The 19,933-nt window shown below is 62.5% G+C and carries 17 protein-coding genes; 9 read left to right on the forward strand and 8 right to left on the reverse strand.

Annotated features, from left to right (window positions below; translation table 11 throughout):
- Nucleotides 1–73 precede the first annotated feature (73 nt).
- The gene (locus tag CCOS191_RS02140; protein ID WP_046853882.1) at nucleotides 74–1,375 is read right to left on the reverse strand and encodes a murein hydrolase activator EnvC family protein; all 1,302 of its coding nucleotides are present in this window, start codon (nucleotides 1,373–1,375) and stop codon (nucleotides 74–76) included.
- 245 nt (nucleotides 1,376–1,620) lie between these two features.
- Entirely contained in the window at nucleotides 1,621–3,156 is a 1,536-nt protein-coding gene (gene gpmI, locus CCOS191_RS02145) for a 2,3-bisphosphoglycerate-independent phosphoglycerate mutase (RefSeq protein ID WP_046853883.1), read from the reverse strand.
- A 206-nt stretch (nucleotides 3,157–3,362) separates the two neighbouring features.
- On the opposite strand from gpmI, the gene CCOS191_RS02150 reads away from it, so the two are divergent.
- From CCOS191_RS02150 to secB, 3 genes are read left to right on the forward strand one after another with little or no spacing between them, the layout of a single operon-like run.
- Nucleotides 3,363–3,776: a rhodanese-like domain-containing protein gene (locus tag CCOS191_RS02150; RefSeq protein ID WP_023628822.1), complete on the forward strand. Its 414-nt coding sequence runs from the start codon at nucleotides 3,363–3,365 to the stop codon at nucleotides 3,774–3,776.
- A 1-nt stretch (nucleotide 3,777) separates the two neighbouring features.
- The gene (gene grxC / locus CCOS191_RS02155) at nucleotides 3,778–4,032 is read left to right on the forward strand and encodes a glutaredoxin 3 (protein WP_003249204.1); all 255 of its coding nucleotides are present in this window, start codon (nucleotides 3,778–3,780) and stop codon (nucleotides 4,030–4,032) included.
- 39 nt (nucleotides 4,033–4,071) lie between these two features.
- Nucleotides 4,072–4,557 (forward strand): protein-export chaperone SecB, encoded by a 486-nt coding sequence (gene secB, locus CCOS191_RS02160; RefSeq protein WP_023628821.1) that lies wholly within the window; start codon nucleotides 4,072–4,074, stop codon nucleotides 4,555–4,557.
- An 82-nt stretch (nucleotides 4,558–4,639) separates the two neighbouring features.
- Here the strand turns inward: secB and trmL are convergent, their stop codons facing one another.
- Nucleotides 4,640–5,101: a tRNA (uridine(34)/cytosine(34)/5-carboxymethylaminomethyluridine(34)-2'-O)-methyltransferase TrmL gene (trmL, locus tag CCOS191_RS02165; RefSeq protein ID WP_031314454.1), complete on the reverse strand. Its 462-nt coding sequence runs from the start codon at nucleotides 5,099–5,101 to the stop codon at nucleotides 4,640–4,642.
- On the opposite strand from trmL, the gene CCOS191_RS02170 reads away from it, so the two are divergent.
- Complete coding sequence (locus CCOS191_RS02170) at nucleotides 5,100–5,537, forward strand: hypothetical protein (protein WP_046853884.1); 438 nt, start codon at nucleotides 5,100–5,102, stop codon at nucleotides 5,535–5,537. The two genes, trmL and CCOS191_RS02170, sit on opposite strands and share 2 nt — an antisense overlap.
- A 261-nt stretch (nucleotides 5,538–5,798) precedes the next feature.
- On the opposite strand, the gene ntrC is transcribed toward CCOS191_RS02170, so the two are convergent.
- From ntrC to glnA, 4 genes are all read right to left on the reverse strand, one after another.
- Nucleotides 5,799–7,235 (reverse strand): nitrogen regulation protein NR(I), encoded by a 1,437-nt coding sequence (ntrC, locus tag CCOS191_RS02175; RefSeq protein WP_046853885.1) that lies wholly within the window; start codon nucleotides 7,233–7,235, stop codon nucleotides 5,799–5,801.
- On the reverse strand, nucleotides 7,232–8,317 hold the full coding sequence (gene glnL / locus CCOS191_RS02180; RefSeq protein WP_046853886.1) for a nitrogen regulation protein NR(II): 1,086 nt from the start codon (nucleotides 8,315–8,317) through the stop codon (nucleotides 7,232–7,234). Before glnL ends, ntrC begins: the two co-directional genes overlap by 4 nt.
- 408 nt (nucleotides 8,318–8,725) lie before the next feature.
- The gene (aroQ, locus tag CCOS191_RS02185) at nucleotides 8,726–9,115 is read right to left on the reverse strand and encodes a gamma subclass chorismate mutase AroQ (protein ID WP_231867466.1); all 390 of its coding nucleotides are present in this window, start codon (nucleotides 9,113–9,115) and stop codon (nucleotides 8,726–8,728) included.
- 145 nt (nucleotides 9,116–9,260) lie between these two features.
- Nucleotides 9,261–10,667, reverse strand: coding sequence for a type I glutamate--ammonia ligase (gene glnA / locus CCOS191_RS02190; protein ID WP_023628815.1), 1,407 nt, complete (start codon nucleotides 10,665–10,667; stop codon nucleotides 9,261–9,263).
- A 607-nt stretch (nucleotides 10,668–11,274) separates the two neighbouring features.
- On the opposite strand from glnA, the gene thiI reads away from it, so the two are divergent.
- The 3 genes from thiI (at nucleotide 11,275) to CCOS191_RS02205 (ending at nucleotide 15,442) form a co-directional block, all read left to right on the forward strand.
- Entirely contained in the window at nucleotides 11,275–12,729 is a 1,455-nt protein-coding gene (thiI, locus tag CCOS191_RS02195) for a tRNA uracil 4-sulfurtransferase ThiI (protein WP_046853887.1), read from the forward strand.
- 127 nt (nucleotides 12,730–12,856) lie between these two features.
- On the forward strand, nucleotides 12,857–14,677 hold the full coding sequence (gene typA, locus CCOS191_RS02200) for a translational GTPase TypA (RefSeq protein ID WP_046853888.1): 1,821 nt from the start codon (nucleotides 12,857–12,859) through the stop codon (nucleotides 14,675–14,677).
- Nucleotides 14,678–14,842: 165 nt separating this feature from the next.
- Nucleotides 14,843–15,442, forward strand: a complete 600-nt coding sequence (locus CCOS191_RS02205) for a hypothetical protein (protein ID WP_046857673.1) — start codon at nucleotides 14,843–14,845, stop codon at nucleotides 15,440–15,442.
- 176 nt (nucleotides 15,443–15,618) lie between these two features.
- Here CCOS191_RS02205 and CCOS191_RS02210 read toward each other — a convergent pair whose 3' ends face one another.
- On the reverse strand, nucleotides 15,619–16,023 hold the full coding sequence (locus CCOS191_RS02210; protein ID WP_016712459.1) for a YkgJ family cysteine cluster protein: 405 nt from the start codon (nucleotides 16,021–16,023) through the stop codon (nucleotides 15,619–15,621).
- A 185-nt stretch (nucleotides 16,024–16,208) separates the two neighbouring features.
- Between CCOS191_RS02210 and CCOS191_RS02215 the strand changes: the two genes are divergently transcribed.
- Nucleotides 16,209–18,674, forward strand: a complete 2,466-nt coding sequence (locus CCOS191_RS02215) for a glycogen/starch/alpha-glucan phosphorylase (protein ID WP_046853889.1) — start codon at nucleotides 16,209–16,211, stop codon at nucleotides 18,672–18,674.
- Nucleotides 18,675–18,921: 247 nt separating this feature from the next.
- Nucleotides 18,922–19,932, forward strand: a complete 1,011-nt coding sequence (locus tag CCOS191_RS02220; RefSeq protein WP_038706942.1) for a class 1 fructose-bisphosphatase — start codon at nucleotides 18,922–18,924, stop codon at nucleotides 19,930–19,932.
- Nucleotide 19,933: the final 1 nt, after the last annotated feature.

Consider the following 19,933-nt stretch of genomic DNA (forward strand, 5'->3'; position numbering starts at 1 on the left):
TGATCCTGTTGGTGCTCCCGCTGGGAGCATCGGCGTCGCCGTTTCGTGGGCGGCGCCGTAAAAGTAGCACTAACTAACCGCGACACCATTGCGCGGGGTCGGTGGGCTGGCCCTGCTGGCGAATCGCGAAGTACAGGCCGGCGCTGTCCTGGCCGCCACTGTCGCCGACCGTGGAGATGGCTTCGCCGGCCTTGACGATGTCGCCGGCGCTCTTGAGCAGGCTCTGGTTGTGGCCGTACAGGCTCAGGTAGCCATTGCCATGGTCGAGAATGACCAGAAGTCCGGCGCCGCGCAACCAGTCGGCGAACACCACCCGCCCGCCATGCACGGCGCGCACCTGGGTGCCCGCGCTGGCGCTGATCATCACCCCGTCCCACTTGGCCCGCGCATCACCGCCGCGGGTGTCACCGAAGCGTGCCAGCAATCGACCATTGACCGGCCATGGAAGTTTTCCCCGTGCCGAAGAAAATGCGCCGCCATAGCTGGCCGTGTCGCTGGAAACCACCGGGCCCAAGGTAGTCCGGGCCTTCTTCGGGGCTTCCTCGGGCTCCTGCTTGCGGGTCGCGGCGGCCAGGGCCTGCGCCTTGCGGCGCTGCTCTTCTTCCTGTTTGGCCAGCAGGGCCCGCTGGCGGGCCTCCTCGGCCTCGCGAGCCTGGCGGGCGAGGGTTTCCTCGATAGTCTTGAGCACCTTGCCCAGGTCGGCCTGGTCCTGCTCGCGGCTCTGCAGCTTCTGGTCGCGTTCCTTCATGTCGCTGCTGAGCTTGGCCAGCACCTGCTGGCGCTTGTCGCGTTCGGCGATCAGGGCCTGGCGTTGAGTGTCGAGCTCGGCACGCTGTGCCAGCAACTGTTGCTGGTGGCCGGCGATGTCCTGCTCGACATTGGCCAGCTGGCGCAAGGTCTCGTTGAAGGTGCGCAACTGGTCCATGCGCGCTTTGCTGAGATAGTCGTAATAGGTGAGGGTGCGGGCGAACTTCTCGGGATTCTGCTGGTTCAGCAGCAGCTTGAGGTATTCCTCGCGACCGTTGTTCTGGTAGGCCGAACGGGCCTGGATGGCAATCAGGCGTTGTTGTTCAACGCGGGCGCTCTGGAGTTTTTTTTTCTCGTGGTCAAGGCGCTCCAGCTCGCCCTCGGTCTTTTTTAGTTCTTGCTGCAGTGCCTCCACCTGTTTTTCGAGTTTGCCGATATCGGTCTCGGTGGCCTTGAGGTCTTTCTGCACGCCGGACTTCTCCTCCTGGAGCTTGCCCAGCATCTTTTTCAGCTCGGCGATGTCCTGGCGGGTGGCGTCCAGCTGTTGTTGGGTCTGTGCGCGCTCATCGGCAGCGAAGGCCGGGGCAAGCAGACATGACAGGGCGAGTAGGAACAGGGCGCGGAGCATGGGGTTGGGCGTACCAGGGATGGAGACTGGTCTAGTATGCCCGCGCAGGCGTGCAAAAAAAACGCCCAGCGGCGTGTGCGGCGGGGCGTTGGTCTGGAATTCATGTGTATTGGGGCTGCTGTGCAGCCCTTTTCGCCGGCAAGCCGGCTCCCACAGGATAAGTGCCTGACTCAAACGTGTGGGAGCTGGCTTGTCGTGGCGACGAACCGCAGCGAAAGGGCCGCAAAGCGGCCCCAGTACACCGATCAAGCGTCGATCAGGATCGAGGTACCGGTCATCTCCGCCGGTTTTTCCAGCCCCAGCAGCTCGAGCATGGTCGGCGCCACGTCTGCCAGCACACCGCCGTCACGGACTTGCACGTTGCGCTTGCCGACATAGATGAATGGCACCGGCTCGGTGGTGTGGGCGGTGTGCGCCTGGCCGGTGCATTCGTCTTCCATCTGCTCGACGTTGCCGTGGTCGGCAGTGATCAGGGCTTCGCCGCCGACCTTGTCCAGCGCCTCGACGATGCGGCCGACGCAGCGATCCAGCGCTTCCACGGCCTTGACCGCGGCATCGAACACGCCGGTGTGGCCGACCATGTCGCCGTTGGCGTAGTTGACCACGATCACGTCATAACGCTGCTGCTCGATGGCCTCGACGATACGGTCGGTGACTTCCGGGGCGCTCATTTCCGGCTGCAGGTCGTAGGTGGCGACTTTCGGCGACGGGATCAAGATGCGTTCTTCGCCTTCGAACGGCTCTTCGCGCCCGCCCGAGAAGAAGAAAGTGACGTGGGCGTACTTCTCGGTTTCGGCGATGCGCAGCTGGGTCTTGCCGTTCTTCGCCAGGTACTCGCCGAGCACGTTGTTCAGGCTGGCCGGGGCGAAAGCCGCCGGGGCCGGGATCTTCGCCGAGTACTGGGTCAGGCCGATGTAGGCCGCCAGCTTGGGCAGGCGCGCGCGCGGGAATTCATTGAAATCGGGCTCGACGAACACGCGGGACAGCTCGCGGGCGCGGTCGGCTCGGAAGTTCATGAAGATCACCGCGTCGCCGTCTTCGACCTTGACCGCCTCGCCAATGCGCGTGGCCTTGACGAACTCGTCGCTCTCGTCGCGGGCATAGGCGGCTTCAAGGCCGGCCACGGCGGTCGCTGCGGTGTATTCGGCGGCGCTGTCGACGATCAGGTTGTAGGCGGCGCTGACGCGGTCCCAGCGGTTGTCGCGGTCCATCGCGTAGTAGCGGCCGATCAGGCTGGCGATGCGGCCCTTGCCGAGCTTGGCGAAGGTGGCGTCGAGCAGTTCGATGGATGACTGCGCGCTGCGCGGCGGCGTGTCGCGGCCGTCAAGGAAGGCATGCAGGTAGATCTTCTCGGCGCCACGCTGCGCGGCCAGTTCGGCCATGGCGATCAGGTGGTCCTGGTGGCTGTGCACGCCGCCGTCGGAGAGCAGGCCAAGGATATGCACGGCCTTGCCGGCGCTGGCAGCTTTTTCCACGGCACCGACGAGCATCGGGTTTTCGAAGAACTCGCCGTCACGGATGGCCTTGGTCACCCGGGTGAAGTCCTGGTACACCACGCGGCCGGCGCCGAGGTTCATGTGACCGACTTCCGAGTTGCCCATCTGCCCGTCGGGCAGCCCCACGTCCATGCCGGAGCCAGAGATCAGACCGTGCGGCTGGGTGGCGCGCAGACGGTCGTAGACCGGAGTGTTGGCGGCGAAGATGGCGTTGTATTCGGGGCTTTCGCTGTGACCGAAGCCATCCAGGATGATCAGGACCAGGGGTTTAGGCGTACTCGTCATCAATCAAACTCACGGTTGTTCAAAGATGATAAAGACACGCATTTTAGGGCAAATCCGCCAGCGACGGCGAATATTCCTCCCATTGCCCGACCAGCGCGGTCAGGCATGCAACATGAAGGCGCGTTTGCCGCAAGCCCAGTGGGCTTTGGCGGTCATGGGGGGCTGTGTATACTGGCCGCCATTTTCAATCGCCTGGAACACCCCTGATGGTTGCTCACCTGATTCAATTCGCGACAGATCACTTCATCCTGGTGGCCATTTTCGTCGTCCTGCTGGTCCTGCTGCTGGTCAATGAAGTCCGCCGTGGCGGCCAGAGCCTGAGCAACGGCCAACTGACCGCCCTGGTCAACGCCGACAAGGCCGTGGTGATCGATATCCGTACCGCCAAGGAATACTCGGCCGGGCATATCGTCGGCGCGCTGAGCATGCCGCAGGACAAAGTGGCCGGTCGCATGACCGAGCTGGAAAAACACAAAGACAAGACCCTGATCGTCGTCGACGCGATGGGCCAGCAGTCCGGTACCCTGTGCCGCGAACTGCTCAAGGCTGGTTACACCGCCGCCAAGCTCAGCGGTGGCGTTTCCAGCTGGAAAGCCGATAACCTGCCCCTGGTGAAGTGATATGAAGCCCGTCATCGTCTATTCCAGCGACTACTGCCCCTACTGCATGCGCGCCAAGTACCTGCTCGAGAGCAAGGGCGTGGCGTTCGAGGAGATCAAGGTCGACGGCAAACCCCAGGTTCGCGCCGAAATGAGCCAGAAGGCCGGCCGTACCTCGGTGCCGCAGATCTGGATCGGCAGCACGCACGTCGGTGGATGCGATGACCTCTATGCCCTGGAGCGCGCGGGCAAGCTCGACGCGCTGCTGGCGGCCTGATTCGCACTGCATTCAAGAACATTAGGAAAAGGATCTGCCATGACTGACCAACAGAACAACGGCGCTGGTGCTGAAGAAACCGCACCACAATTCTCCCTGCAGCGCATCTACGTGCGCGATCTGTCGTTCGAGGCTCCGAAGAGCCCGCAGATCTTCCGCCAGCAGTGGGAGCCGAGCGTATCGCTGGACCTGAACACCCGCCAGAAAGCCCTGGAAGGCGACTTCCACGAAGTGGTGCTGACCCTGTCGGTGACCGTCAAGAACGGTGACGAAGTGGCGTTCATCGCCGAAGTGCAACAGGCCGGCATCTTCCTGATCGCCAACCTCGATGCCGCTTCGATGAGCCACACCCTCGGTGCGTTCTGCCCGAACATCCTGTTCCCGTACGCCCGCGAGACCCTGGACAGCCTGGTGACCCGTGGTTCGTTCCCGGCGCTGATGCTGTCGCCGGTCAACTTCGACGCCCTGTACGCGCAAGAGATGCAGCGCATGCAGGAAGCCGGTGAAGTGCCGACCGTGCAGTAATTTCTGCCGGTAAAGCAAAAGGCGACCTTCGTGGTCGCCTTTTTCATGCCTTGCTGGTGATCGGGCCCGAGCGGCAAGCGCATCAGCTTCCGGCAAACCCCTGCTGGCGCCACGCCTCGTACACCGTCACCGCCACGGTATTGGACAGGTTCAAGCTCCGGCACCCCGGCCGCATCGGCAGGCGCAGGCGTTGTTCGGCAGGCAGGCTGTCCAGCACCTCGGCCGGCAGGCCACGACTCTCGGGCCCGAACAGGAAGGCGTCACCGGGCTGGTACTCGACCTCATGAAACGGGTGCGAGCCTTTGGTGGTGAACGCGAACAGTCGAGGCTGATTCAGGCTTTCCAGGCATTCGGCCAGGCTTTGGTGGCGCTGTAGCGTGGCATACTCATGGTAGTCCAGCCCCGCGCGGCGCAGGCGCTTGTCGTCCAGTTCGAAGCTGATGGGCTCGATCAGGTGCAGGGCGCAGCCGCTGTTGGCGCACAGGCGGATGATGTTGCCGGTATTCGGCGGAATTTCTGGTTGAAAAAGGATGACGTGAAACATGCACGGCTCCAAGCGTGAAGATGACGAGCATTCTACCCCCGAACCCGACCCGCGTTCGAAGGCCTGGCCGCGGGTGCTGCTGTCGCTGGCGATCTTCGGCATGCTCGTCGGCCTGATGATCGGCCGGCTGACGGCGCCCGAGGAGCGGGTGCTGGAGCAGGTCGAGGTGGTGCAGGGCGGGCTGGACCTGTGGTTCAACGAAGAGCCGCAACTGCATGGCGAGAATGTCGAGGGTACCGTGGCCGTGGTGTTCCAGGCCGAGGGCAAGGCTGCGCGTGGCCAGTTGATGTTGCAGGGCAAGCCGGTGGGCTGGCGCTTGCAGAAGAGCGAGGAAGGCTTGCTGTTGACGCTGGTCGCTGCGCGCCCCCTGCGCGGCGAATGGGCCGGCGCGCAGGAGGCGGGGCGTTGGCGGGTGCAGGTCAGGCTGCACGAATAAAAGAGGGGATATCCCGGCCTGCCTGTACCAGGGTCCCCGAAACTGGAGATGTCTGGGTTGTTGCAGGTGTCGTGCCAGTTTTATCGGTGTGGAAAAACAGGGGGTTAGCCGGTATCTACAGCGGTCTTGGTGGATTATTTGCCTCGTCACGGTGCAAGGGGCACGTAATCGGTGCATGCACCGCTCGTGGGGCCAGCTCGCTCCCACGACATCAATAGCGTGGGAGCGGGCTTGCCCTGCGATTCGTTGCAACGTTTGGACTCAGTGCTCTTCCGCCTCGTCCTCATCCCCTCCGGCGACATTCATCCCCAGCTCCTTGATCTTGCGCGTCAGGGTATTGCGCCCCCAGCCCAACAACAGCGCCGCATCGCGACGTCGCCCAGCGGTGTGCTTGAGCGCGGTTTCGATCATGATCCGCTCGAAACTGGGCACGGCGCTGTCCAGCAGGTTGGTCTGGCCGCGGGCAAGGGCCTGGTCGGCCCACTGGCGCAGGGCCTGTTCCCAGTTGGTCACCGGCGCGGCGTCCTGGGGCAGGTTGAGCAGCTCTGGCGGCAGGTCGCCGACCAGCACTTCGCGGCTGGAGGCCATCACGGTGATCCAGCGGCAGGTGTTCTCCAGTTGGCGTACGTTGCCCGGCCAGGGCAGGTTGCGGATGAACGCTTCGGTCTCGGGCTTGAGCAGCTTGGGCTCCACCGCCAGCTCCTGGGCAGCGCGGCCGAGGAAGTGGCGGGCCAGCGCCGGGATGTCCTCGCGCCGGTCGGCCAGGCGCGGGATATGGATGCGGATCACGTTGAGGCGGTGGAACAGGTCCTCACGAAACTTGCCGGCCTGTACCAGGGACTCGAGGTTCTGGTGGGTGGCGGCGATGATGCGCACATCCACCTTCACCGGCACATGGCCGCCGACCCGGTAGAACTCGCCGTCGGCCAGCACTCGCAGCAGGCGGGTCTGGGTATCGGCGGGCATGTCGCCGATCTCGTCGAGGAACAGCGTGCCGCCGTCGGCCTGTTCGAAACGCCCGCGACGCAGGTTGGCGGCGCCGGTGAAGGCGCCCTTTTCATGGCCGAACAGTTCGGACTCCATCAGGTCCTTGGGGATCGCCGCCATGTTCAGGGCAATGAACGGCGATGCCGCACGCGGGCTGTGGCGGTGCAGGGCATGGGCCACCAGCTCTTTGCCGGTACCCGACTCACCATTGATCAGCACGGTGATGTTGGAATGGCTGAGGCGGCCGATGGCACGGAACACCTCCTGCATCGCCGGTGCCTCGCCGATGATCTCCGGGGTGCGGGCCAGCGCCTGGGGCACTTCCAGGGCCTGTTGCTCCTGGGCGTGCTGGTTGGCGCGTTTGACCAGCGACACTGCTTCGTCGACATCGAACGGCTTGGGCAGGTACTCGAAGGCGCCGCCCTGGTAAGAGGCCACGGCGCTGTCCAGGTCGGAATGGGCGGTCATGATGATCACCGGCAGCCCAGGGTGCTGGTCGCGGATCTGGGCGAGCAGGTCGAGACCGCTGGCGCCGGGCATGCGGATATCCGAGATGATCACGTCCGGTTGCTGGCGGGCCAGGCGGCCCATGACACCATCGGCGCTGTCGAAGCTCTGGGTGGTCATGCCTTCCTGCTGCAGGGCCTTTTCCAGGACCCAGCGGATGGAACGATCATCATCGACGATCCAGACGGTTTCACTTCGGCTCATGGGGCAGTGGCTCCTTGTTCCAGGGGCAGGTAGATCGAGAAGGTGGTGTGGCCCGCGTGGCTTTCACACTCGATCAGGCCCTGGTGCTGGCTGATGATGTTCTGGGTGATGGCCAGGCCCAACCCGGTGCCGTCCGGGCGGCCGCTGACCATGGGATAGAAGAGCGTGTCCTGCAGTTCCGCGGGGATGCCGGGGCCGTTGTCGATGATCTCGATCCGCGCCACCAGGCGGTGGCGCACATGGCCGATGGTGAACTGGCGCACGGCGCGGCTGCGCAGGGTGATACGGCCCAGGCGCAGTTCGTTCTGCCCGGCGATGGCCTGCATGGCGTTGCGCACGATGTTGAGCACGGCCTGGATCATCTGCTCGCGGTCGATCAGCACGTCCGGCAGGCTCGGGTCGTAATCGCGCACCAGGGTGATGCCGCCCTGGCTCTCCGCCTCGACCAGGCTGCACACCCGCTCGAGCACTTCGTGGATATTGGTCATGGACAACGACGGCAGCTTGTTCGAGCCGAGCATACGGTCGACCAGGTTACGCAGGCGGTCGGCCTCTTCGATGATCACATTGGTGTAATCGCGCAGGCCATCCTCGGGCAGCTCGCGGGCCAGCAACTGCGCTGCGCCGCGAATGCCGCCGAGGGGGTTCTTGATTTCGTGGGCGAGGCCACGCACCAGCATCTTGGTGGTCTCCTGCTTGCTCAGCTGGGCCTCCTCCTTGGTGATGCGCAGCAGGCGGTCACGTGGGTGCACCTCCAGCAGCAGCAGGGTCTGGCCTTGGTGCAGGATAGGCGTGACGGCGTAGTCGACGGTGATGCTCTGGCCGGTCAGCGAGGTCAGCTGGGCTTCGCGCTTGGTGAACGGGTGCGCCTGCTCCACCGCCTGGCGCAGCGAGTTGAGTGCCTCGGCCGATTCGGTGAACAGCTCGCTGATGAACTGGCCATGGCTGCGCTGGCCACTGACAGCCAGGAGCATTTCCGCGGCTGGATTCATGTATTCCAGGCGCAGTTCGGCATTGAGCAGGAGCGTGGCCGTGGTCAGGTTGTCCAGAAGCAGACGGTGCTGTGCATCGCTGATGGTCATAAGGTGTCGTTGACCTCTTTTGGCACAGTGGCGCCCAACGGCTCGGGCCCGGGGGCGCGCACGGGATAGTGCTGGATGCAGTGAAAATGCAAGAACCAAACCAAGGCTCCGAAAAGAAGCGGAAATTCCGGATAAACACCTGGAACTGCGCGAATTCGAGCCAGAAAGCCCTGGTTTATCGATTCTTGTGAACCAAATTGGGTTGCATGATGGGGCGTGTCGCCAAGTCATGCACCAATATGGAGCATAGGGTGGTCAGCGCAATTTGCACAGCTGGGCGCTGGCGCGAACCAGGGCGAGGTGGCGGGTTGTGTCCTGGGTGCGTTGTTGCAGGGCGTCGGCCAGGTGGTTGGCGCATTGGCTCGGCGGGGTCTGGTCAAAATGGGCGAGGGCGCTCAGCAGCTGTTCCTACAGCAGGTCCAGTTCAGGGCGCACTTCGTTGGCCAGGTCGCGGCGTGGAAGGGCTGGTGCCTGTCGGGCGCGATGCCAGGTGTCGAGCAGGTGGTACTGCAGGAGCTTGTTGGCTTCGATCTGGTCGGCAAAAAAGGCCTCGACGCGTGCCGGATCCAAGTGGTGGGCGACGGCGGCCTGGCGTGCGCTGAGCAATACCTGGTGCTCGCGGGCGCTGGCCTGAACGGGTTGCTGGTGATCCCACTTGTGCAGGGCGACAGCTTCGGCCAGGTCCAGGCGCCGATCGATGGTGGCAAGCAACTGATCCAGGGTAGGCGTGATGCTCGGTGAGGAGGCACAACCGGATAGGGCGAAGCAGCAGGTCAGGGCGAGGGTGGTGGCACGCATGGCGATCTCCTTGGGAATTAAGCCTCGAGTGTCGCCTGTGGCGTTGCGGCGGCTAATAGGTGTTGTCCGATGATGAGGGTATGAAAAAGAAACGGCCTCCCGAGGGAGGCCGTCCTGATGTCACCGACGCGAGGCGCCGATCAGATCAGCAGCTGTAGTACAGCTCGTATTCCAGCGGGTGCACGAAGGTGCGGACCTTGATCTCTTCTTCGCTCTTCAGCTCGATGAAGGCATCGATGAAGTCGTCGGAGAACACGCCGCCCTTGGTCAGGAATGCACGGCCTTTGTCCAGCTCTTCCAGGGCTTCCTTCAGGCTGCCACAGACTTGCGGGATTTCCTTGGCCTCTTCAGGCGGCAGGTCGTACAGGTTCTTGTCGGCGGCATCGCCTGGGTGGATCTTGTTCTGGATGCCGTCCAGGCCTGCCATCAGCAAGGCCGCGAAGGCCAGGTACGGGTTGGCCGACGGGTCCGGGAAGCGTGCTTCGATACGGCGGGCTTTCGGGCTGCCGACGTAAGGAATACGGATCGAGGCGGAACGGTTGCGCGCCGAGTAGGCCAGCATTACCGGGGCTTCGAAACCTGGGACCAGACGCTTGTAGGAGTTGGTCGACGGGTTGGTGAAGCCGTTCAGGGCCTTGCCGTGCTTGATGATGCCGCCGATGAAGTACAGGGCGGTATCGGACAGGCCGGCATAGCCTTCGCCGGAGAAGGTGTTCTTGCCGTCTTTCCAGATCGACATGTGCACGTGCATGCCCGAGCCGTTGTCGCCGTACAGAGGCTTGGGCATGAAGGTGGCGGTACGGCCATAGGCGTCGGCAACGTTGTGCACGACGTATTTCAGGGCCTGTACTTCGTCAGCTTTCTTCACCAGGGTGTTGAACTTGACGCCGATTTCGTTCTGGCCGGCAGTTGCCACTTCGTGGTGGTGAACTTCGACGGTCTGGCCCATTTCTTCCAGGGCGTTGCACATGGCGGTGCGGATTTCGTGGTCGTGGTCGAACGGCGGAACCGGGAAGTAGCCGCCTTTCACGCCCGGACGGTGGCCTTTGTTGCCGCCTTCCACGTCAGCGCCAGTCATCCACGAGCCTTGCTCGGAGAAGATCTTGAACATCGAGCCGGAGATGTCCGAGTGGAACTTCACTTCGTCGAAGATGAAGAACTCAGGCTCTGGGCCTGCGAACACGGTGTCACCGATGCCGGTGCTCTTCAGGTACTCTTCGGCGCGCTTGGCGATGCCGCGCGGGTCACGATCGTAGCCCTGCATGCTCGACGGGTCGACGATGTCGCAGGTGATGATCAGGGTCGGTTCTTCGGTGAACGGGTCCAGCACGGCGGTTTCGTCAACCGGCATCAGGATCATGTCGGAGGCTTCGATGCCTTTCCAGCCAGCGATGGAGGAGCCGTCGAACATCTTGCCGACTTCGAAGAAGTCTTCGTCCAGGCCATCGCGCGCCGGCATGGTCACGTGATGCTGAATGCCTTTGGTGTCCGTGAAACGCAGATCAATCCACTTGACGTCATGATCTTTGATGAGTTGAACCGACTTCGACATGTTGTCCTCCGGATGGTCTAGGGCGCAGTTGGCTGCTGCCCTGGAAATAAGGGTGTCGCTGGGCGCGGATAGTCGGCCAAGCTTACCTGCCTCACAAGGGAGCAAATTGCATGCCAGTGCCCGAAAATGGCGAGGGTGGGATAAAAGAGGGCGTTGGCGGGCATTTGGCGCGCTGGCGGCCGGTATAAATGCACTCTTACGAGGCGGAATTTGGATTTTTCGCACCAATGTGGTGCGCGTCTTGAGTTGTGTGGCGTTTGCGAGATCGAGCGCCGCCCGCGCGGCGCATCGCGGATAAATCCGCTCCTACATCTGTTGCAACGTGGCCAAGCCTGTGAGGCCATGGTTGTTAGCCGGTTTGCAAGACTCAAGACATGCACCAAGGCAGGCGACCATGGCCTGTCAGGTTCGGCACGTTGCAACAAATGTAGGAGCGGATTTATCCGCGATGCGCCGCGCGGGCGGCGCTCGGTCTCCCAGGCGCCGCAAATCCCACCTCGTACATTTTTCTGAAAGCTTCTGATCAAAAGTTGGTCAAAAGCTGAGCAATTTCCGCTATAATTCGCGCCCCTCATTTTCGGTAGGCCCTGGGCGCGCTGTTAAACCAATGAAACTTATCGTCAAAGTCTTCCCAGAAATCACCATCAAGAGCCGGCCGGTGCGCAAGCGCTTCATCCGCCAGCTCGCCAAGAACATCCGCAACGTGCTCAAGGACCTTGATCCCGAGCTCGCGGTTGATGGTGTCTGGGACAATCTCGAGGTGGTCACCCGCGTCGAGGACGAAAAGATCCAGCGCGAAATGATCGAGCGCCTGACCTGCACGCCGGGTATCACCCACTTCCTGCAGGTCGAGGAGTATGCACTGGGCGATTTCGACGACATCGTCGCCAAGTGCAAGCACCACTTCGGCCACCTGCTGGCCGGCAAGCGCTTCTCGGTACGCTGCAAGCGCGGCGGTCACCACGACTTCACCTCGATGGACGTCGACCGCTACGTCGGCAGCCAGCTGCGCCAGCAGTGCGGCGCAGCTGGCATCGACCTGAAGACACCAGAAGTCGTGGTGCGCATGGAGATCCGCGACCAGCGCCTGTACGTGATCCACAACCAGCACAACGGCATCGGCGGCTACCCGTTGGGCGCCCTGGAGCAGACGCTGGTACTGATGTCCGGTGGCTTCGACTCCACCGTGGCGGCATACCAGATGATGCGTCGCGGCCTGATGACCCATTTCTGCTTCTTCAACCTCGGTGGTCGTGCCCACGAGCTGGGCGTGATGGAAGTGGCCCACTACCTGTGGAAGAAGTACGGCAGCAGCCAGCGCGTGCTGTTCATCAGCGTGCCGTTCGAGGAAGTGGTCGGCGAGATTCTCAACAAGGTCGACAACAGCTACATGGGCGTCACCCTCAAGCGCATGATGCTGCGCGGCGCCGCGCACATGGCCGACCGTCTGCAGATCGACGCGCTGGTCACCGGCGAGGCGATCTCCCAGGTGTCGAGCCAGACCTTGCCGAACCTGTCGATCATCGACTCGGCCACCGACAAGCTGGTGCTGCGCCCACTGCTGGCCAGCCACAAGCAGGACATCATCGACCAGGCCACCGAAATCGGTACCGCCGACTTCGCCAAGCACATGCCCGAATATTGCGGCGTGATCTCGGTGAACCCGACTACCCATGCCAAGCGTCACCGCATGGAGCACGAAGAAAAGCAGTTCGACATGGCCGTTCTGGAACGCGCCTTGGAGCGTGCCAAGTTCATCTCCATCGACCATGTGATCGACGAGTTGGGCAAGGACATCGAAATCGAGGAAGTGGCCGAGGCGCTGCCAGGCCAGATCGTCATCGACATTCGTCACCCCGACGCCCAGGAAGACGAACCTCTGGTGCTGGAAGGCATCGAAGTCCAGGCCATGCCGTTCTACGCCATCAACAGCAAGTTCAAGCACCTGGACCCCACGCGCCAGTACTTGCTGTATTGCGACAAGGGTGTGATGAGCCGTCTGCACGCACACCACCTGCTCAGTGAGGGACATGCCAATGTGCGTGTTTATCGTCCGACATAAGACGCCAGGGCTGTATGGCGGCAGCATCCGCCATCGCCCTCCCGACCACCGGGCCTGCTGAGCCGTAAACCGTACATATTGGCCGCCTACACTGGCGGCAACCGAATCCTCTGATCGAGATACAGTTGTGATCGAAAATCTGCGTAACATCGCCATCATCGCCCACGTTGACCATGGTAAAACCACCCTGGTCGACAAACTCCTGCGCCAGTCCGGCACCCTGGAGCGTAACGAGCTCAACGACGAGCGCGTCATGGACTCCAACGACCAGGAAAAAGAGCGCGGCATTACCATTCTGGCGAAGAACACCGCCATCAACTGGAACGGCTACCACATCAACATCGTCGACACCCCCGGCCACGCCGACTTCGGTGGCGAGGTTGAGCGTGTAATGTCGATGGTCGACTCCGTGCTGCTGCTGGTCGACGCCCAGGACGGCCCGATGCCGCAAACCCGCTTCGTGACCAAGAAGGCTTTCGAAGCTGGCCTCAAGCCAATCGTCGTGATCAACAAGGTCGACCGTCCGGGCGCGCGTCCTGACTGGGTTCTGGACCAGATCTTCGACCTGTTCGACAACCTCGGCGCCACCGACGAACAGCTGGACTTCAAAGTCGTCTACGCCTCGGCCCTGAACGGCATCGCAGGTCTCGACCACACCGCCATGGGCGAAGACATGACCGCCCTGTACCAGTCGATCGTCGACAACGTACCGGCGCCGGACGTTGACCGTGAAGGCTCGTTCCAGATGCAGATCTCGGCACTGGACTACAACAGCTTCCTCGGTGTTATCGGTGTTGGCCGTATCGCCCGTGGCCGCATCAAGCCGAACACCCCGGTTGTTGCCATCGATGTCGACGGCAAGAAGCGTAACGGCCGTATTCTGAAGCTGATGGGCCACCACGGCCTGCACCGCGTCGACGTCGAAGAAGCCCAAGCTGGCGACATCGTCTGCATCAGCGGTTTCGACGAGCTGTTCATCTCCGACACCCTGTGCGCCCCGGACGCGGTAGAAGCGATGAAGCCGCTGACCGTCGACGAGCCAACCGTCTCGATGACCTTCCAGGTCAACGACTCGCCGTTCTGCGGCAAGGAAGGCAAGTTCGTCACCAGCCGTAACATCAAGGACCGTCTGGACAAGGAGCTGCTGTACAACGTTGCCCTGCGCGTCCAGGAAACCGATTCCCCTGACAAGTTCAAGGTATCGGGCCGTGGTGAGCTGCACCTGTCCGTTCTGATCGAAACCATGCGCCGTGAAGGCTTCGAGATGGCCGTAGGCCGTCCTGAAGTGATCATCCGCGAAGTCGACGGCGTCAAGCAGGAGCCGTTCGAGAACGTCACCATCGACATCCCTGAAGAATCCCAGGGCAAGGTCATGGAAGAAATGGGTCTGCGTAAAGGCGACCTGACCAACATGGTGCCGGATGGCAAGGGCCGTGTTCGCCTGGAATACAACATTCCAGCCCGTGGTCTGATCGGTTTCCGTAACCAGTTCCTGACCCTGACCAACGGTGCAGGCATCCTGACCTCGATCTTCGATCGCTACGACACCATGAAGTCGGGCCAGATGTCCGGCCGCCTGAACGGCGTACTGGTTTCGGTCGAGACCGGCAAGGCACTGACCTACTCGCTGGAAACCCTGCAGGCGCGCGGCAAGCTGTTCGTCGAGCACGGCCAGGAGATCTACAACGGTCAGATCATCGGCCTGAACAGCCGCGACAACGACCTGGGCGTGAACCCGACCAAAGGCAAGAAGCTCGACAACATGCGTGCTTCGGGCAAGGACGAAGTCATCGCCCTGGTACCGCCGGTTCGCCACACCCTGGAACAGGCCCTGGAGTTCATCCAGGACGACGAGCTGTGCGAAGTCACGCCGAAGTCGATCCGTCTGCGCAAGAAGATCCTGGACGAAGGCGAGCGTACCCGCGCTGCCAAGAAAGCCAAGAACTGAGTTAGCTCAGGCTGAATGAAAACGCCCCCGGTCGAAAGGCCGGGGGCGTTTTTGTTTGTGTGTCTTTTGCCGCATGTTGCACTTGAAGCACTTGCTCACGAACCAGGTTTGGCAGGGCTTTGCCCGAGCATTAGCCTGACGCTTCGGTGCGTGGCTGAGGTGTGCATGAAAGGCAAGGGATGGTGGGAGCATCTGTCGGTGGGAGCAATCGAGGTAGCGGGCGAACCATGGTGCTTGCAGCACCTGCGTGCGCATTCTCATGAAGTGCAACTGCCGGGTTCGGGCGTGCAGCCCTCCATTGCGGTGATGCTGCGCCTTGAGTATTCAAGCCATTGCGTGAGCCACGGTGCCCGACAAGGGCTCGCGCTGGATTTCGACAGCATCGGTCTGGACAGTTTGGTAATAGATCATCGAGGGATCTACCGAGCGTTCTGCCCGACGCGACATAGGCTGTCGTTGCAGCTGCCTGCCATCATGTGCAACCTGGCCGACCGCCAATGCCTATTTACCGGGCACAGTAACTGGCTGACGTTGGAGGGCAATCAGTTCGGCTTCCCGGAAGGCAGCCATTATGAGGTGTATTTCAATATGCGTCGTGAGGCCGCCACAAGCCTCAGGATTTATGTCGAGAGTGCCTATGTGCGGGATGCACGCCATGCAGCGGGCAGCCAAAGCCGCTTCAAGCGACATGAAAAGATCAAAGGCTGGTTGCTGATGCTCAAAAAGTTGAGGAACGAGCCCGTTCGCAGGCCCATGCGCCACTGACCAGCCCCCAGAAATACGAAACCCCCAATGAAGGGGGTCGTATCGCGGATGCCCTTAGGGATTGATCCCTTCAACCGGCACGGCCGGAACCAGATGGCGGCGTCTTGACACCTTCCAGAAGGAAAGCTCCGTATATATCCAGACGGCTCAGATTCTATGAGGTTGATTGCAGAGCGTCAACGCCCGACCACTTTGGGCTTGTACGCGCAATACCCCGGCCGCGGCCCGACCTTGGGGTGGTTGCGGCAGGTATCCGGGCGCTTGTCGTAGATGGTGCACAGGCGGCTCTTGCGATCCAGGTACATGCAGTCATCGTTGCTCATCCGGGTCAGGGTGAATATCCCCGATTTCTGGTTGAAGCGCTCGATGATGCCTTCCTTCTGCAGGCGCTTGGCCACGTTCTTTGGCGGCTCGTCTTTTTCGAATTCGTCTACCACGCCAATGCGGATCAGATCCTTGATCTTCACCTCCACCGGCAGGGTGCAACAGGTCGAGTGGCAGCCACCGCACATATGGCTGGCATAGCGCTGCCAGGTCTCCAGGCGGTCGACTTCGGCGGCGGCGATCAGGGTCGTTTTCATGGTTATGGGGTGAATCACGGTCTTGGGGCGCGCGATCATACCGGAGTTGTTCAATTTGTGAACAACCTTTTGCCCGATTCCCCTGGTGGTTGATGAAAACCGCGAACGCTCGCTGTCGCTGTGTGTCAGAGCGTCTAGGCTGAACACTCTCCCTGCGCTTTCGCCTACTTGCCCGAGGATGCCGCATGTCCCAGGAAAACAAGGCCCGTGAGGCCAAAGCTCATACCGACGAGGTGGCCGCGTTCCGCGCCGCCGTGCTGGCCAAGCTGACCTACGCGGTCGGCAAGGACCCGGAACACGCCTTCGACCACGACTGGTTCGAGGCCATTGCCCTGGCTGCCCGCGACCATATGGTCGACCACTGGATGGATCACACTCGCCAAGCCTACCGCCGTAGCCAGAAGCGGGTGTATTACCTCTCCCTCGAATTTCTCATCGGCCGCCTGCTGTACGACAGCCTGAGCAACCTCGGTTACCTGGAGATCGCCCGCGAGGCCCTCGAAGGGCTGGACGTCGACCTGGAGCGTATCCGCCTGCTCGAGCCTGACGCGGCGCTGGGCAACGGTGGCCTCGGGCGCCTGGCGGCGTGCTTCATGGAGAGCATGTCGACCCTGGGTATTGCCGCCCATGGCTATGGCATTCGCTACGAGCACGGGTTGTTCCGCCAGGCGGTAGTCGATGGTTGGCAGCAGGAACAGACCGAGAACTGGCTGGATTTCGGCAACCCCTGGGAGTTCGAACGGGCGGAGGTGATCTACCCGATCAGTTTTGGCGGCAGCGTCGAGACCGTGCAGGAAGGCAATGGCCAACAGCGGCAGGTCTGGTGGCCGGGCGAGACGGTGCGGGCGGTGGCCTACGACACGCCGGTGGTCGGCTGGCGCGGCTCCAGCGTCAATACCCTGCGCCTGTGGCGTGCCCGGGCGCTGGAGGAGCTGCACCTGGAGCGCTTCAATGCCGGTGATCACCTGGGCGCGGTGGCCGAGGTGGCCCGCGCCGAAAGCATCTCGCGGGTGCTGTACCCGGCCGACAGCACCGAGGCAGGCCAGGAGCTGCGCCTGCGCCAGGAGTACTTCTTCGTTTCGGCCTCGCTGCAGGACCTGCTGCGGCGCCACCTGAACATGCACAAGGACCTGCTCAACCTGCCGGATGCCGCGGCCATCCAGCTCAACGACACCCACCCGTCGATTGCGGTGGCCGAGCTGATGCGCCTGCTGGTCGACCAGCACGAAATCCCCTGGGACAAAGCGTGGGCGCTGACCGTCGGCACCCTGGCCTACACCAACCACACCTTGTTGCCCGAAGCCCTGGAAACCTGGCCGGTGGCATTGATGGAGCGCATGCTGCCGCGGCACATGCAGATCATCTACCTGATCAACGCCTACCATATCGACGCACTGAGGGCCAAAGGCCTGCACGACTTCGACGTGCTGCGCGCGGTGTCGCTGATCGAGGAGGACAATGGCCGCCGGGTGCGCATGGGCAACCTGGCGTTCCTTGGCTCGCACAGCGTCAACGGCGTGTCGGCGCTGCACAGCAAGCTGATGAAAAGCACGGTGTTCGCCGAGCTGCACAAGCTCTACCCGCAGCGGATCAACAACAAGACCAACGGCATCACCTTCCGCCGTTGGCTTTACCAGGCCAACCCGCCGCTCACGGCGATGCTGGTCGAGGCGCTGGGGCCGGATGTGCTGGATGACCCGGAAGGCAAGCTCAAGGCACTGGCGCCCTTCGCCGACAAGGCCACCTTCCGCAAGCAGTTCGCCGCCCAGCGCCTGCACAGCAAGCGCGCCCTGGCCAGCATCATCCAGGACCGGATCGGCGTGACGGTCAACCCCGAGGCGCTGTTCGACGTGCAGGTCAAGCGCATCCACGAGTACAAGCGCCAGTTGCTCAACCTGCTGCACACCGTGGCGCTGTACCAGGCCATCCGCAACGACCCGGGCACCGACTGGGTGCCGCGGGTGAAGATCTTCGCCGGCAAGGCGGCAGCCAGCTATCACCAGGCCAAGCTGATCATCAAGCTGGCCAACGACATCGCCCGGGTGGTCAACAACGACCCCACCGTGCGCGGCTTGCTCAAGGTGGTGTTCCTGCCCAACTACAACGTCAGCCTGGCCGAAAGCATCATCCCGGCGGCGGATCTGTCCGAGCAGATTTCCACGGCAGGTTATGAGGCCTCCGGTACCAGCAACATGAAGTTCGGTCTCAATGGCGCACTGACCATCGGCACCCTCGATGGCGCCAACGTCGAGATGTGCGAGCAGGTGGGGGCGGAGAACATGTTCATCTTCGGCCTGACCGCGCAGCAGGTGGAAGCGCGCAAACGCAGCGGCGACTTTGGCGCCGCGTCGGCGATCGCCGCCTCACATCGTCTGGGCGACGTGCTGCAGGCGATTCGCAGCGGGGTGTTCTCGCCTGATGATCCAGCGCGCTATGCCGGGTTGGTGGACGGGCTGATCGCCTACGACCGCTTCCTGGTGTGCGCCGACTTCGATGCCTATTGGGACGCCCAGCGGCGGGTCGAGGAGTTGTGGCACGCGCCACAGGACTGGTGGCGCGTGGCGGTGCTGAACACGGCGCGGATGGGCTGGTTCTCGTCGGACCGGACCATTCGCGAGTATGCGACCGAGATCTGGAAGGCCTTGGATTAGCACATCGGGGCCGCTTTGCGGCCCATCGCCGGCAAGCCGGCTCCCACAAAGATCCACAGCACCGCCAAACTCTGTGGGAGCCGGCTTGCCGGCGATGGGCTACGCAGCAGCCCTAATCGACAAGCTGCGTGAACTCAAAGCCCAATGAGCCCTCTGATCTGCCACACGAGTCTCTTTGCTCGCTAGCCCGTCACTCTCCCTGTAAACTGCGGGGGTTTTTCTCCCCCTTTCCTTTTCGGAGCCATACATGTCCCGCGTTACCCTGAGTCGCTATCTGATTGAGCAGACCCGCAGCAACAATACCCCTGCCGATCTGCGCTTCCTGATCGAAGTGGTGGCGCGTGCGTGCAAGGAGATCAGCCACCACGTGTCCAAGGGCGCCCTGGGCGGCGTGCTGGGCAGCATGGGCACCGAGAACGTGCAGGGCGAGGTGCAGAAGAAGCTCGACGTGATTTCCAACGACATCCTGCTCGAAGCCAACGAGTGGGGCGGTCACCTGGCCGGCATGGCCTCCGAAGAGATGGACAATGCCTACCAGATCCCGGGCAAGTACCCCAAAGGCGCCTACCTGCTGGTCTTCGACCCGCTGGATGGTTCGTCGAACATCGACGTCAACGTCTCGGTCGGCACCATCTTCTCGGTGCTGCGTTGCCCGAACGAATACCTGAGCCAGAACGAAACCCTGAACGAGAATGCATTCCTGCAGCCAGGTACCCAGCAGGTCGCCGCCGGTTACGCCATCTACGGCCCGCAGACCATGCTGATCCTGACCCTGGGCAACGGCGTCAAGGGCTTCACCCTGGACCGCGAGCTGGGCAGCTTCGTCCTGACCCACGAAAACATCCAGGTACCGGCCACCACCGCCGAGTTCGCCATCAACATGTCCAACCAGCGCCACTGGGAAGCTCCGGTGCAACGCTACGTGGGCGAGCTGCTGGCCGGCGAGACCGGTCCGCTGAAAAAGAACTACAACATGCGCTGGATCGCCTCGATGGTGGCCGACGTGCACCGCATCCTGACCCGTGGCGGCCTGTTCATGTACCCACGCGATGCCCGCGAGCCGAGCAAGCCGGGCAAGCTGCGCCTGATGTACGAAGCCAACCCGATGTCGTTCATCATCGAGCAGGCCGGCGGCGCTTCCACCAACGGTTACGAGCGTATCCTCGACATCAAGCCGGAGAGCCTGCACCAGCGCGTGTCGGTGATCCTCGGCTCGAAGGAAGAGGTCGAGCGCGTCACCGCCTACCACAAGGAGTAAG

Source organism: Pseudomonas sp. CCOS 191, from assembly GCF_001007005.1.
Lineage (GTDB): Bacteria > Pseudomonadota > Gammaproteobacteria > Pseudomonadales > Pseudomonadaceae > Aquipseudomonas > Aquipseudomonas soli.

What these genes read in the sequence shown, in the direction of transcription:
- gpmI (WP_046853883.1), bottom strand. Translation starts at nt 3,156, where the DNA reads ATGACGAGTACGCCTAAACCCCTGGTCCTGATCATCCTGGATGGCTTC.
- CCOS191_RS02170 (WP_046853884.1), top strand. Translation starts at nt 5,100, where the DNA reads ATGCACGGCTCCAAGCGTGAAGATGACGAGCATTCTACCCCCGAACCC.
- glnL (WP_046853886.1), bottom strand. Translation starts at nt 8,317, where the DNA reads ATGACCATCAGCGATGCACAGCACCGTCTGCTTCTGGACAACCTGACC.
- trmL (WP_031314454.1), bottom strand. Translation starts at nt 5,101, where the DNA reads ATGTTTCACGTCATCCTTTTTCAACCAGAAATTCCGCCGAATACCGGC.
- aroQ (WP_231867466.1), bottom strand. Translation starts at nt 9,115, where the DNA reads ATGCGTGCCACCACCCTCGCCCTGACCTGCTGCTTCGCCCTATCCGGT.
- grxC (WP_003249204.1), top strand. Translation starts at nt 3,778, where the DNA reads ATGAAGCCCGTCATCGTCTATTCCAGCGACTACTGCCCCTACTGCATG.
- CCOS191_RS02150 (WP_023628822.1), top strand. Translation starts at nt 3,363, where the DNA reads ATGGTTGCTCACCTGATTCAATTCGCGACAGATCACTTCATCCTGGTG.
- ntrC (WP_046853885.1), bottom strand. Translation starts at nt 7,235, where the DNA reads ATGAGCCGAAGTGAAACCGTCTGGATCGTCGATGATGATCGTTCCATC.
- CCOS191_RS02215 (WP_046853889.1), top strand. Translation starts at nt 16,209, where the DNA reads ATGTCCCAGGAAAACAAGGCCCGTGAGGCCAAAGCTCATACCGACGAG.
- CCOS191_RS02205 (WP_046857673.1), top strand. Translation starts at nt 14,843, where the DNA reads ATGAAAGGCAAGGGATGGTGGGAGCATCTGTCGGTGGGAGCAATCGAG.
- secB (WP_023628821.1), top strand. Translation starts at nt 4,072, where the DNA reads ATGACTGACCAACAGAACAACGGCGCTGGTGCTGAAGAAACCGCACCA.
- CCOS191_RS02220 (WP_038706942.1), top strand. Translation starts at nt 18,922, where the DNA reads ATGTCCCGCGTTACCCTGAGTCGCTATCTGATTGAGCAGACCCGCAGC.
- glnA (WP_023628815.1), bottom strand. Translation starts at nt 10,667, where the DNA reads ATGTCGAAGTCGGTTCAACTCATCAAAGATCATGACGTCAAGTGGATT.
- CCOS191_RS02140 (WP_046853882.1), bottom strand. Translation starts at nt 1,375, where the DNA reads ATGCTCCGCGCCCTGTTCCTACTCGCCCTGTCATGTCTGCTTGCCCCG.
- thiI (WP_046853887.1), top strand. Translation starts at nt 11,275, where the DNA reads ATGAAACTTATCGTCAAAGTCTTCCCAGAAATCACCATCAAGAGCCGG.
- CCOS191_RS02210 (WP_016712459.1), bottom strand. Translation starts at nt 16,023, where the DNA reads ATGAAAACGACCCTGATCGCCGCCGCCGAAGTCGACCGCCTGGAGACC.